Genomic DNA, 12,750 nt, shown 5'->3' with positions numbered 1-12,750 from the left:
CCGCGCGCACGACGGGGGACACTGCTGGCATGTCGGTGGTCCGGATCGGTACTCGAGCGTCGACGCTCGCGCGCACGCAGACGGGCCACGTGGCCGACGCGCTCACCCGCCTCGGCGGCTTCGAGGTCGAGACCGTGCACGTGCGCACCGAGGGCGACCGGCTCACCGGCAGCCTCGCGACCCTCGGCGGCACGGGCGTGTTCGTCACCGCGCTGCGGGACGCGCTGCTCGACGGCCGCTGCGACGTCGCGGTGCACTCCCTCAAGGACCTGCCCACCGCGCCCGCACCGGACCTGACCATCGCCGCGGTCCCCCTGCGCGAGGACCCGCGGGACGTGCTCTGCGCGCGCGACGGCCTGCGGCTGCACGAGCTGCCCCCGGGCGCACGCGTCGGCACCGGGTCGCCGCGCCGCGTGGCCCAGCTGCTCGCCGCGCGGCCCGACCTCGAGGTCGTCGACATCCGCGGCAACGTCGACACGCGCCTGGGCCGGGTCGCGGGCTCGTCGTCGGGGCCCGGCGACCTCGACGCGGTGGTGCTCGCGCGGGCCGGCCTCGCCCGGCTCGGCCGGCTCGAGGCCGTCACCGAGGCGCTCGACCCGCACGTCATGCTCCCTGCGCCCGGGCAGGGCGCGCTCGCCGTCGAGGTGCGCACCGCCGACCTCGACGACCCGCCCACGCCCGTGCTCGCCGCGCTCGCGACCGCGCTCGCCGCGCTCGACCACCGGCCCACGCGCCTCGCGGTCGCCGCCGAGCGCGCGCTGCTCGCGCGCCTCGAGGCGGGGTGCGCCGCGCCGGTCGGTGCCCTCGCGCTCGTCGACGGGCCGCGCCTCGAGCTCGAGGCCGTGGTGGCCCGCACCGACGGCACCCGGCTCCTGCGGCACGGTCTGACGAGCACGGCCGTCGTCGTCCGTGACGGCACCGGGCCCGACGACGAGCCGCACGACGGCCCGCGCGGTGGCACGCACGACGGCACGCACGGTGGCCCGCACGACGAGCCGGCCGGGGCGGCCCAGGGCGGCCACCGTGAGCAGGACGCCGCCGCCGCCGGTGGGGAGCTCGCCGACCTGCTGCTCGAGAGGGGTGCCGCGGACCTCGCCCCCGTCGGCCCGCGCTCGTGACCGCGCCCGACGACGGGCGCGCGACGCCTGCCGCACCGCTCGCCGCACCGCTCGCCGGGTGGCGCGTGCTCGTGCCGCGCCCGACCGCCGGGCAGTCCGGTGCCGCGGTGGCGCTCGCCGCCGCGGGGGCCGAGCCGGTGCTCGTCCCCCTGATCGCGATCGACCCGCCCGCCGACACCGGACGCGTCGACGACGCGCTGCTCGCCCTCGGCGCGGGCTGGTACCGCTGGCTCGTCGTGACGAGCGGTGCCGCCGTGCCCGTGCTCGACACCCGCGCCACCGCCACCGGACGGCCGCTGGCGACGCTCGTCGCGGACGGCGCGGTGCAGGTCGCCGCGGTCGGGCCGGGCACCGCCCGGGCGCTGCGCGACGCGGGCGTCGGCACGGACCTCACGCCGCGCGGACCGTCGACCGGCGCGAACCTCGCCGCCCAGTGGCCCCCGGCCCCCGGGCAGCACGCGTGGACGGACCCGCACGACGGGTACCTGCAGCACGGGCCCCGGCACCACGCCCCGACCGCCGGCCACCCGCCCACCGCCGACCACCCCGCCGACCATCCCACCGACCACCCCGCCGACGGCGCCCGGCCCGCACGCGTCCTGTTCGCCCGCGGCGACCTCGCCGCGTCGACCGTCGCCGACGGCCTGCGGGCGCGCGGGTGGCAGGTCGACGAGGTCGTCGCGTACCGCACCGTCCCGGCACCGCCCCCGCCCGACGACGTGCGCGACGCGTGGCGGACGGGCGCGCTGCACGCCGCGTTGCTCACCTCCGCGAGCACGGTGCGCGCGCTCGTCGAGCACCTCGGCCCGCCGCCGCCCGGCACGCTGCTCGTCGCGATCGGACCGACCACCGCCGCCGAGGTCCGCCGCCTCGGCCTGCCGCTCGCCGCGACCGCCGACGAGCAGACCATGGCCGGCCTCGTCGCCGCGCTCGTGGCCGCCGCTCACCCGTCGGACGGCCTCGTCGCCGCCCCGCCCGTCCGGGAGGATGGACGAACCGGACACCAGGAGACCCCGTGACCCCCGACCCCACCGAGCAGCCCACCCGGCAGCCGACCGACCGATCCACCGGGCAGCCCCCTGCCCCGGCCGCCGTCGCCGGGCCCGGCCGCGTCCGGCCCCGCCGGCTGCGCGCGACGCCCGCCGTCCGCCGGCTCGTGCGCGAGGTCGACGTGCTGCCGCGCCACCTGGTGCTGCCGGTGTTCGTCCGCGAGGGTCTGGACGAGCCCCGGCCGATCACGTCGATGCCGGGCGTCCAGCAGCACACGCTCGACTCGCTCAAGGACGCGCTCGCCCGGGCGGCCGACGCCCGTCTGGGTGGCGTCATGCTGTTCGCGGTGCCCGAGGTGCGCGACGCGGTCGGCAGCCGGGCGACCGACCCGGACGGCATCCTCAACCGCGCGATCGCGGTCGCGGCGGCGGAGGTGGGCGACGCGCTCGTCGTGCAGGCGGACCTGTGCCTCGACGAGTTCACCGACCACGGCCACTGCGGCGTGCTGACCCCGGACGGGCGCGTCGACAACGACGCGACGCTCGTGCGGTACGCGGACATGGCGCTCGCGCAGGCCGCCGCGGGGGCGCACCTCGTCGGGCTGTCCGGGATGATGGACGGCCAGGTCGCGGTCGTGCGCGACGCGCTCGACGCCGCCGGGTACGACGAGGTCGCCGTGCTCGCCTACGCGGCGAAGTACGCGAGCGCGTTCTACGGGCCCTTCCGTGACGCGGTCGAGTCGCAGCTCGTCGGCGACCGCCGGACCTACCAGATGGACCCCGCGAACCGCCGCGAGGCCGCCCGCGAGGTGGCCATCGACGTGGCCGAGGGCGCCGACGTCGTCATGGTGAAGCCGGCGATGTCCTACCTCGACGTGCTGGCCGACGTCGCGGCGAGCAGCCCCGTACCGGTCGCGGCCTATGCCGTGTCCGGCGAGTACGCCATGATCGAGGCTGCCGCGGCGGCCGGGTGGATCGAGCGCGAACGGGCGATAGCCGAGTCCGTGCTCAGCATCCGCCGCGCGGGTGCCGATTCTGTCCTCACGTACCACGCGACGGAGCTGGCCGGATGGCTGGCGGAGGAGTACCGATGAGCCCGACGAACGCCGAGGTGTTCGCGCATGCGCAGGCCGTGATCCCGGGAGGGGTCAGTTCGCCCGTGCGTGCGTACGGGTCGGTCGGCGGCACGCCGCCGTTCGTCGCGTCGGCCCGCGGCGCGTACGTCACCGACGTCGAGGGCCGCCAGTACGTGGACCTCGTCGGGTCGTGGGGGCCGGCGCTGCTCGGCCACGCGCACCCCGAGGTCGTCGCCGCCGTGCAGGAGGCCGCCGCGCGCGGCCTGAGCTTCGGGGCGCCGACGACGACCGAGGTCGAGCTCGTCGACGCCATCCGCTACCGCGTGCCCGCCGCCGAGCTCGTCCGCCTCGTCTCGACCGGCACCGAGGCGACCATGACCGCGCTGCGGCTCGCGCGCGGCTACACCGGGCGCGACCTCGTCGTGAAGTTCGCCGGCTGCTACCACGGGCACGTCGACGCGCTGCTCGCGCAGGCCGGCTCCGGCGTCGCGACGCTCGCGCTGCCCGGGTCCGCGGGCGTCTCGTCGGCCGTCGCGGCCGAGACGATCGTGCTGCCCTACAACGACGTCGACGCGGTGCGTGACGCGTTCGCCCAGCACGGGCCTCGCATCGCGGCCGTCATCACCGAGGCCGCGCCCGCCAACATGGGCGTCGTGCCGCCCGCGCCCGGCTTCAACGCCGAGCTGCGCGCGCTCACGCACGAGCACGGCGCCCTGCTGATCCAGGACGAGGTGCTCACCGGCTTCCGCGTCGGCTACTCCGGCTGGTGGGGGCTCGAGGGCCTGCGCGAGGGGTGGTCGCCCGACCTGTTCACGTTCGGCAAGGTCGTCGGCGGCGGGCTGCCCGTCGCCGCCGTCGGCGGCCGGCGCGACGTCATGCGTCAGCTCGCGCCGCTCGGGCCCGTCTACCAGGCCGGCACGCTGTCCGGGAACCCGGTCGCCACCGCCGCGGGGCTCGCGACGCTGCGGCTCGCCGACGCCGACGTCTACCGTCACCTCGACGAGACCGCCGCGCGCCTGCGCGAGTCCGTGACCAAGGCCCTCGCGAACGCCGGCGTGCCGCACGCGCTGCAGTGGGCGGGCTCGCTGTTCTCCGTCGCTTTCGGCGACGACGTCGCCGAGCACGGCGTGCGCGACTACGCCGACGTGCAGGGCTCCGAGCACTGGCGGTACGCCCCGTTCTTCCACGCGCTGCTCGACGCGGGCGTCAGCGCGCCGCCGTCCGCGTTCGAGGCGTGGTTCGTCTCGGCCGCGCACGACGACGAGGCGCTCGCGCGCATCGAGGACGCGCTGCCGGCCGCCGCGCAGGCCGCCGCCGAGGCGACGCCGCCCGCCTGACCACCCCGTCCGCCGCTGGGCGCTCGGCCCGGCGGGCGACCACCCGGCGGGCGCTTCACCCGGCCGGCGGTCCGCCCGGCCGGCGGTCCGCTCGGTCAGCCCAGGAGGCGGCCGCGAGGGGCGAGGGCGCCGTGCTCGTCGAGACGAGGTGGAGCATCGGGCGTGCCCTTGCCCTCCGGGGGTGTCTGGTCCTCCGGGGGTGTCTGGTCCTCCGGGGGTGCCTGGTCGTCAGGGGTGAGCAGGTCGCGGGCGAAGGGGATCGTGCGCTCGAACCATCGGCCGTCGGCCAGGTCGTAGGCGAGCCGACCGGCCGCGGCGGCGCGCTGGTCGGCGGCTTGCTGGTCCGCGGCTTGCTGGCCGGTGGCGCGCTCGTCGGCGGCCCGCTCCTCGTCGGCGACGGACGGTGCCTGCGTGAGCGTCTCGTCCGCGAACGCGCGGCCGGGGTGCGCGCTGAGCGCGAGGCCCAGTCGGGCGTGCGGCAGCTCGAGCTCCCACCAGGTCGTGCCGGTGGGCCGGTGCTCGTGCACGCGCAGGCCGGTCGCATGCCGCACGAGCGGATCCAGCACGCGCAGGCGCCACGCGCCGTCGAGGCGGAACGCGTCGCCGGCCGGTGCGGTCAGGGTGCGCAGACCGTCGCGGGCGGGCAGCAGCCAGGCCGTCCCGCAGGCGGGCACGCCGCGCACGAACGCGCGGGCGTGGCGTGCGGACAGCCGCGCGCGGGGCTGCATGGTCGACGCGAGCACGGGCAGCGCGGTGAGCGAGCGGACCCACCGGTCGGCCAGGACCACCCGGCGTTCCTGCACGCGTCCGACGAACGAGCGCTCCTCGAGCCCGGCGGCGCTCGCGCTCACGCGCAGCGGGTCGCGCGGGAGCAGGCCGGCGAGCAGCTCGCGGACGCGGGGACCGAGGTCGACCGTCGTCGTGCCCGGCGCACGCGGCGTGACGTCGAGCCCGGCGGGCAGCAGGTCGAGGCGCGCGGCGACGCCCCCGCACGCGGCGAGGCTCTCGAACCGCACGAGCCCGTCGCCGGTGGTCAGGAACGGGTCGGCGTGCTCGACGAGGTCGGCGAGGTCGCCGTGGGCGGTGCGGTCGTCGCGCGGGTTCCGCCCGGCGCCGGTGTGCACGCCCGGGCCCGGCGGTGCGGCGGGCTCGTCGAAGCGGGAGGCGGCGACACGGGCGACGAGCAGGAGGGCGGCGGCGACGACGTCGGCGCGCTGCGCGGAGCCGTCGACGAAGGTGCGGCGCTCGCCGGTCGCGAGCCCGAGGTGCGCGCCGGTGCGGTCGACGCGGAGGCCGGAACGCCCCGCGTACCGGAAGGCGACCTCCACCGCTTCCACACGGGTGTTCTCGGCACCCCGAAGGTCACAGTTGAGTCACGGCCCGGGTAGTTCCCCCGGTGAGCGCCCGGTCGTTGCTCGACGGGTGGAGAAACGCTCGCCAGGTGAGCGGATCTCCACCCGTACCGGGCAGAGGCGCGCGGGCCGCGGGCCGCGGCCAGCGCGGGGGCGGGGACGAGGACGGGAGGGTCAGGCCTCGACGAGCTCGGGGGCCGGGGTCGGGTCGGTCGCGGCGGCGCGCTCGGCCGCGCGCTCGGCGCGGTAGGCGCGCACGGACCACGCGACCGCGGCGGCCCAGACCACGGCGATCGCACCGAGCACCCACGCCTGCGCGGGGGTACCGCCGAGGCCGACGAGGTCGGAGCGCAGGATCGTGCGGGTGTTGGTCAGGACGATCATGCCGCCGACGGCCGACCCGAGCAGGCGCGGCGGGATGATTCGCACGAGCCAGGCGGCGATGGGCGCGGCGATCAGACCGCCGACGAGCAGCGCGAGCACCCAGCGCACGTCGATGCCCTGCGAGCCGAGCGAGAACAGGAAGCCGAGCGAGGCGGCGAGCGCCACGAGGAACTCGGACGTGTCGATCGAGCCGATGACCTTGCGCGGCTCCATGCGCCCGGACGCGAGCAGTGCGGGCGTGCCGACCGGTCCCCAGCCGCCGCCGCCGGTGGCGTCGACGAAGCCCGCGAACAGGCCGAGCGGTGCGAGGAACCGCTTGCGCACGGGCTGGCCGAGCCGGTCCTTGCGCAGCCCCTTGAACGTGAAGCGCACCAGGATGTAGGTGCCGAGCGCGAGCAGGATGCCCGACATCACGGGTGCGGCCTGGTCGGTCGCGACGCGGGACAGGACGGTCGCGCCGAGGAACGCGCCGATCGCACCGGGGATGCCGACGCGCCGCACGACCTTCCAGTCGACGTTGCCGAACTTCCAGTGCGAGACGCCCGACGCGAGCGTGGTGCCGATCTCGGCGAGGTGCACGGTGGCGGACGCCGCGGCGGGGTTGGTGCCGATCGCGAGCAGGAGGGTGCTGGAGGTCACGCCGTACGCCATGCCGAGCGCGCCGTCGACGAGCTGCGCCGCGAGGCCGACGACGGCCAGGAGCAGGAGCTGCGGCATGAGCGGGGTCCTTCGGGGCGTGAGGCGACGAGGCGGGTGGAACCGACATCTCGATAATCCCGACCCGGGAACTCGATATTCAAGACCCGTCCATCATGCAAGACGCGCGCCGTCGCACGCCCGCGGCACGCCCGCGCACGCGTCTCAGGTCAGGGGTTCTCCCACGCGTCGGCGCGGCCGAGCATCTCCCGCACCGGCGCCGGGAGGTCGCCCGCGACGAGCGCCGCGATCGTCACCTCGTCGAGCACGTCCCGCACCGCGACCCGCAGCGCGACCCACACGTCCAGCAGCGCCGCCGCCGACCCCTCGTACGTCAGCGACGGCGGACGCTCGTCGCGCACCGTGACGAGCGGCCCCTCGGCGGCGCGCATGACGTCCGCGAGCGTGATCTGGTCCGCGGGCCGCGCGAGCCGGTACCCGCCCGAGCGCCCGCGGACGCTCACCACCACGCCGCCGCGGCGCAGGTCGCCCAGGATCCGCTCGAGGAAGCTCGTCGGCAGCCCCTGACCCGCCGCGAGGGTCTCGACCGCGACCGGGTGCCCCTGCGGGCTCGCCGCCAGCTCCGCGCACGCGCGCACCGCATAGTCCGCCTTCGCCGAGACCCGCATGCGCCCATTGTGCCGTCCGCGGGTCCCGGGCCCGCACGCCGCCGCGCCCGGCCCCACCTGCGCGGTCAGCCCGCGGCGCCCTCGCGGACGTCGAGCACCGGGCCCGCGAGCAGGTCCGCGAGCGTCACGTGGTCGAGCACGCCGTGCAGCGTGTCGTCGATCGCGCCCCACAGGGTGGGCAGGTGCTGCGCGACGCCGCGGTACTCGAGGCGGTCGGGCGGGGCCGCGCGCACGGTGACGAACGGCCCCTCCAACGCCGCGACGACGGGTCCGACGAGCACCTCGTCGGCCGGCCGCGCGAGGTGGAACCCACCCCGCGCACCGCGCTTGGAGACCACGTACCCGAGCTTGCGCAGCTCGGTGAGGATCTGCTCGGCGTACTCACGCGGCAGGTCCTGCTCGGTCGACAGCGCCTCGGCCGTCACCAGGTCCGGCGCGCGCTCGGCGAGCAGCAGGAGCGCGCGGACGGCGTAGTCGACCTTCGCGGAGATGTGCACGGGCATCGCGTCAGGCCGGCACCCGGTCGGGACACCCGGCGGCGGGGCCGGCGACGGGGCCGGAGGCGTCCGCGGGCAGCCCGGCGGCGGGGAACGGGGTGTCGACGAGCGGGCGCAGCCACACGGTGCGGCCCTCGACGAGCCCGAGCTCGGTGACCTGCGCGCGCGTCAGCTGCACCCACGGCGTCGAGCCGTCGTCGGCCCGCGTCTCGGCGCGCACCTCGTACCCGACACGCAGCAGCCTGGTGACCTCGACCCGCACGGCCCCGGCGCGGTCGTCGGTGAGGACCTCGATGTCGTGCGGTCGCACGAGCGCGCCGCCGAGCCGGGTCACCGGGCCGAGGAACGACATGACGAACGGGTTCGCCGGGTGGTCGTAGAGCTCGCCGGGTGTGCCGACCTGCTCGATGCGACCGTCGTTGATGACGACGATCTCGTCGGCGACCTCGAGCGCCTCCTCCTGGTCGTGCGTGACGAACAGGGTGGTCACGTGCACCTCGTCGTGCAGGCGCCGCAGCCAGTCGCGCAGCTCCTTGCGGACCTGCGCGTCGAGCGCGCCGAACGGCTCGTCGAGCAGCAGCACCTCGGGCTGCACGGCGAGCGCGCGGGCCAGTGCCATGCGCTGGCGCTGGCCGCCCGAGAGCTGGGACGGCAGCCGGTCGGCGAGGTGCTCGAGGTGCACGAGCTCGAGCAGCTCGGCGACGCGGTCGCGCACCTCGGCCTTGGGGCGCTTGCGGATCTCGAGCCCGAACGCGACGTTGCGCGCCGTCGTCAGGTGCGTGAACGCCGCGTAGTGCTGGAACACGAAGCCGACGGACCGGCGCTGCGGCGGCAGGAACGTCGCGTCGCGCCCGCCGATCTCCACGCTCCCGGAGTCCGGGTGGTCGAGGCCGGCGATGATCCGCAGGAGCGTGGACTTGCCGCCGCCCGACGGGCCGAGCAGTGCGGTCAGCCCACCGGGCCGCACCTCGAGGTCGACGTCCTCGAGCGCGACGAAGTCGCCGAACCGGCGGTGCACGCCGCGCACGACGATGCCGGACGGGCCGCCCGCGAGCGCGTCGGGGCGGTGCGCGGGGGTGGTCGTGCGGCTCATGCCTTGTCCTCCTCGGGCCGCAGCGCGGCGATGACGACGATCAGCACGACGGCGACCGTCATGAGCACGAACGCGGCGGCGAACGCCTGCCGCTGCGCGTCGGCCCCGAACTCCTGGTACGAGTCGTTGACGTAGAGCGTGAGCGTCTGGGACTCGCCCGCGACGGACCCGGACACGACGCGCACCGCGCCGAACTCGCCGAGCGAGCGCGCGAGGCTCAGCGCGACGCCGTACGCGAGCGCCCACCGGATCGTCGGGAGCGTGATGCGCCAGAACCGCTGCCACGCGTTCGCGCCGAGGGACTGCGCGGCCTGCTCCTGCTCGATGCCGGCCTCCTCGAGGGTCGGCACGACCTCGCGGAGCACGAGGGGCAGCGAGACGAGCACGGTCGCGAGCACCATCCCCGGCACCGAGAAGATCACGCGGATCCCGGCGTCCTCGAGCGCTCCGCCGAACCAGCCGTACGTGCCGTAGACGAGGATCAGCGCGACGCCGACGACGATCGGCGAGATCGACACCGGCAGGTCGATGACAGCCGACAGGAACCGCCGGCCCCAGAACCGGTAGCGCACGAGCAGGTAGCCCATCCCGACGCCGAACACGGTGTTGAGCGCGACGGCGACGCCCGCGACGACGGCGGTGAGCCGCAGCGCGGCGAGGAAGTCCTCGGACGTCAGCACGTCCAGCACGGGCGCGACGCCGTCGGCGAACGTGTGCTGCACGACGGACGCGACGGGCAGCGCGACGAGCGCGAGCACGTAGGCGACCGCGACGAGCCGCAGCAGCCAGGCGGTGCGCGTGGTGCGGCGCCGGGCGCGGCGCACGCGCGGGTCGACCGGGGGCCGGGCGGCGGGACGCGAGGCCGCTGCCGGGGCGGACGGGTCCGGCGTCAGGACGTCAGCCACGGCGGGCCGTCCGGCGCTGGACGACGTCGAGCACCACGAGCACGACGACGGCGACGACGAGCAGGAGCGTGGCGACCGCGGCCGCCGAGACCGTCTCCTGCGACTCGATCATCTTCAGGATGTAGGACGACGACACCTGGGTCTTGCCGATCAGGTTGGCGGAGATGAGGATGACCGACCCGAACTCGCCGAGCGCACGCGCGAAGCTCAGGGCGGCGCCCGAGACCACGGCGGGCGTGACGGTCGGCAGGATCACGCGCCGGAAGATCGTGAACCCGCTCGCCCCGAGCGACGCGGCGGCCTGCTCGACCTCGCGGTCGGCGTCGATGAGGACGGGCTGCACGGACCGCACGACGAACGGCAGCGTGACGAACAGCAGCGCGAGCACGACGCCCGCCCGCGTGCCGACGAGGTTGATCCCGAACGGCCCGCTCGGGCCGTACAGCGTGATCAGGACGAGGCCGGCGACGATCGTCGGCAGCGCGAACGGGATGTCGATGACGACCTCGAGGACGCGCTTGCCGGGGAACCGGTCGCGCACGAGCACCCACGCGATCAGCGTGCCGACGACCGCGTTGACGAGCGCGACGAACGCGGCGGCGCCCACCGTGAACCGGATCGCGGCGAGCGCCTCGGGGTCCGTGACCGCGTCCCAGAACCCGCCGAGGCCGTCGTCGAACGCGGTCGAGACGATCGCGGCGACGGGCAGCAGCACCAGCAGGCTGAGCCACAGGACGCCGACGCCGAGCCCGAGCGCCGCGCCGCCCGTGAGCTCGCCGGGGCGACGCCCCCGCCCGGAGGCGGGGCGCGTCGCCCGGTCGACCTGTGCGACGAGGGACATCAGCCGCGCAGCTCCGCGACGAGGCCGGTCTCCTTGTCGAACAGCGTGTCGTTCACGACGCTCCAGCCGCCCAGGTCCTCGACGGTCCAGATCGTGGCGTCCGGGAACGGGTTCGCCGGGTCGTTCGCGCCCTCGACGTCCACGGTGGGCTCCACGCCCGACGGCGAGCGGAAGCCGTGCTCGATGAGGACGGCCTGACCCTCGTCGGACCTGACGAACTCGAGGAAGTCCTTGGCGGCCTGCGAGGCGCTCGTCGTGACGGCGGCGGGGTTCTCGATGAGGAACGTGGTCTCGGGGACGACGTAGTCGAGCTCGACGCCCGCGGCGCGCGCCGCGATCGCCTCGTTCTCGTAGGAGATCAGCACGTCACCCGTGCCCTTGACGAACGCGTCGGTCGCGGTGCGGCCCGAGTCGTTCCAGCTGACGACGTTGCCGACGAACTTGCCGAGGAACTCCTCGGCTGCCGCCTCGTCCTCGTCCGCGCCCAGGCCGTGCGTGTACGCGCCGAGCAGGTTCCACTTGGCGGAGCCCGACGTGCCCGGGTCGGCCGTGACGATGCCGACGCCCGGCTGCACGATGTCGTCCCAGCCGGTGATGTTCTTCGGGTTGCCCTTGCGGACCGCGAGGACGACGACCGAGTCGGACACGATGCCCTTGTTCTCGTCGGCGTCCCAGTCCTGCGCCACCAGGCCCGCGTCGACGATGGCGTCGACGTCCGGCGTGAGCGACAGCGCGACGAGGTCGGCGTCCTGGCCGGCGACCACGGCGCGCGACTGCGCGCCGGACGCGCCGAACGATCCCTTGACCTTCACGCCCTTGCCCTGGTCGGTCTGCGCGAACTGCTCGGCGAGGTCGTCGTAGGCGGACTGGATGACGGCGAAGCCGACGAGGTCGATCGTGGCGCTCGCGGCACCACCCGTGCCGTCACCCGTGCCGTCGCCGGCGTCGCCGGACGAGCTGCACCCCGCCAGGGCCAGGAGCGACGCGGCGACGAGCGCCGCGGCCAGGCGGGACGACGAGCGGGCGAGGTGCCTGCGGTGGGGGGACGTCATGGTGGGTGTGCTCCCTGGTCATGAGAGTCGGGACCCGGCCTATTCCGAGTTACCCGATCAGAACGCTCGGAATTCTGGCCAGGTCTCCGATATCCCGTCCAGACCAGTCCACATTCCGGGCAGGTCGGGACCTTCGGATCACCTCGGGAATACCCCATGGGGGTATGATGGTTGGCGTCGACGAGGAGGCACGCATGCACGGCTACACCACTGACAAGGACGACTACCTCAAGCGTCTGCGCCGCATCGAGGGGCAGGTCCGGGGCATCGCCCGCATGGTCGACGAGGACGTCTACTGCATCGACGTGCTCACGCAGATCGCGGCCGTGACCAAGGCGCTGCAGGCCGTGAGCATCGGGCTCGTCGAGGACCACCTCGGCCACTGCGTCGTCGACGCCGCCCGGCGCGACCCCGACGAGGGGCAGGCCAAGGTCAAGGAGGCGGCCGACGCGATCGCCCGCCTCGTGCGCAGCTGAGACACCGGCTGCACCCCGCACCACCCCCACCGCACGCTCCACCGCACCGAGGAGAGAACCCATGACCACCACCACGTTCGGCGTCGACGGCATGACCTGCGCGCACTGCGTCCAGCACGTCACCACCGAGCTCCAGGCCATCCCCGGCGTGAGCGACGTCGCGGTCGACCTCGTCGTCGGCGGCTCGTCGCAGGTCACCGTGACGTCCGAGGCTCCGCTGCCCGACGAGGCCGTGGCCGCGGCCGTCGACGAGGCCGGCTACGCGCTGACCCCGCGGCGCTCGCTGCTGTGAGCCCCGCGCCGCG

The 12,750-nt window shown here is 75.6% G+C and carries 14 protein-coding genes; 6 read left to right on the top strand and 8 right to left on the bottom strand.

The window, feature by feature from the left end; translation table 11 throughout:
* The first annotated feature begins 29 nt into the window (after positions 1-29).
* From hemC to hemL, 4 genes are all read left to right on the top strand, one after another.
* Positions 30-1,118: a hydroxymethylbilane synthase gene (hemC, locus tag ACT17Q_RS00380; protein ID WP_444663921.1), complete on the top strand. Its 1,089-nt coding sequence runs from the start codon at positions 30-32 to the stop codon at positions 1,116-1,118.
* Positions 1,115-2,137, top strand: a complete 1,023-nt coding sequence (locus ACT17Q_RS00375) for a uroporphyrinogen-III synthase (protein ID WP_444663919.1) — start codon at positions 1,115-1,117, stop codon at positions 2,135-2,137. The genes hemC and ACT17Q_RS00375 overlap by 4 nt, the downstream gene beginning before the upstream one ends.
* A 107-nt stretch (positions 2,138-2,244) precedes the next feature.
* Complete coding sequence (gene hemB / locus ACT17Q_RS00370) at positions 2,245-3,201, top strand: porphobilinogen synthase (RefSeq protein ID WP_243861072.1); 957 nt, start codon at positions 2,245-2,247, stop codon at positions 3,199-3,201.
* Complete coding sequence (gene hemL, locus ACT17Q_RS00365) at positions 3,198-4,520, top strand: glutamate-1-semialdehyde 2,1-aminomutase (protein WP_444663917.1); 1,323 nt, start codon at positions 3,198-3,200, stop codon at positions 4,518-4,520. Before hemB ends, hemL begins: the two co-directional genes overlap by 4 nt.
* A gap of 95 nt (positions 4,521-4,615) precedes the next feature.
* Here hemL and ACT17Q_RS00360 read toward each other — a convergent pair whose 3' ends face one another.
* From ACT17Q_RS00360 to ACT17Q_RS00325, 8 genes are all read right to left on the bottom strand, one after another.
* Complete coding sequence (locus tag ACT17Q_RS00360; RefSeq protein WP_444663915.1) at positions 4,616-5,857, bottom strand: hypothetical protein; 1,242 nt, start codon at positions 5,855-5,857, stop codon at positions 4,616-4,618.
* A 189-nt stretch (positions 5,858-6,046) separates the two neighbouring features.
* Positions 6,047-6,973: a sulfite exporter TauE/SafE family protein gene (locus tag ACT17Q_RS00355; RefSeq protein WP_094181377.1), complete on the bottom strand. Its 927-nt coding sequence runs from the start codon at positions 6,971-6,973 to the stop codon at positions 6,047-6,049.
* Positions 6,974-7,122: 149 nt separating this feature from the next.
* On the bottom strand, positions 7,123-7,581 hold the full coding sequence (locus ACT17Q_RS00350) for an RrF2 family transcriptional regulator (RefSeq protein WP_094181378.1): 459 nt from the start codon (positions 7,579-7,581) through the stop codon (positions 7,123-7,125).
* A gap of 65 nt (positions 7,582-7,646) precedes the next feature.
* On the bottom strand, positions 7,647-8,084 hold the full coding sequence (locus tag ACT17Q_RS00345) for an RrF2 family transcriptional regulator (protein WP_444663912.1): 438 nt from the start codon (positions 8,082-8,084) through the stop codon (positions 7,647-7,649).
* A 4-nt stretch (positions 8,085-8,088) separates the two neighbouring features.
* Complete coding sequence (locus ACT17Q_RS00340) at positions 8,089-9,171, bottom strand: sulfate/molybdate ABC transporter ATP-binding protein (RefSeq protein WP_141318841.1); 1,083 nt, start codon at positions 9,169-9,171, stop codon at positions 8,089-8,091.
* Positions 9,168-10,076 (bottom strand): sulfate ABC transporter permease, encoded by a 909-nt coding sequence (locus ACT17Q_RS00335; RefSeq protein ID WP_444663910.1) that lies wholly within the window; start codon positions 10,074-10,076, stop codon positions 9,168-9,170. The genes ACT17Q_RS00340 and ACT17Q_RS00335 overlap by 4 nt, the downstream gene beginning before the upstream one ends.
* Entirely contained in the window at positions 10,069-10,917 is an 849-nt protein-coding gene (gene cysT, locus ACT17Q_RS00330; protein WP_444663908.1) for a sulfate ABC transporter permease subunit CysT, read from the bottom strand. Before cysT ends, ACT17Q_RS00335 begins: the two co-directional genes overlap by 8 nt.
* Positions 10,917-11,969, bottom strand: a complete 1,053-nt coding sequence (locus ACT17Q_RS00325; RefSeq protein WP_444663906.1) for a sulfate ABC transporter substrate-binding protein — start codon at positions 11,967-11,969, stop codon at positions 10,917-10,919. Before ACT17Q_RS00325 ends, cysT begins: the two co-directional genes overlap by 1 nt.
* Positions 11,970-12,163: 194 nt before the next feature.
* Here ACT17Q_RS00325 and ACT17Q_RS00320 point away from each other — a divergent pair, with 194 nt between their 5' ends.
* Positions 12,164-12,445 (top strand): metal-sensitive transcriptional regulator, encoded by a 282-nt coding sequence (locus ACT17Q_RS00320; protein ID WP_094181379.1) that lies wholly within the window; start codon positions 12,164-12,166, stop codon positions 12,443-12,445.
* 61 nt (positions 12,446-12,506) lie between these two features.
* Complete coding sequence (locus ACT17Q_RS00315; RefSeq protein ID WP_094181380.1) at positions 12,507-12,737, top strand: heavy-metal-associated domain-containing protein; 231 nt, start codon at positions 12,507-12,509, stop codon at positions 12,735-12,737.
* Positions 12,738-12,750: the final 13 nt, after the last annotated feature.

Source organism: Cellulomonas sp. CW35, assembly GCF_052378485.1.
Classification (GTDB): Bacteria; Actinomycetota; Actinomycetes; order Actinomycetales; family Cellulomonadaceae; genus Cellulomonas; species Cellulomonas uda.
The sequence above is the reverse complement of the archived record's forward strand: the minus strand, read 5'-3'. Positions and strand labels throughout refer to the sequence as shown.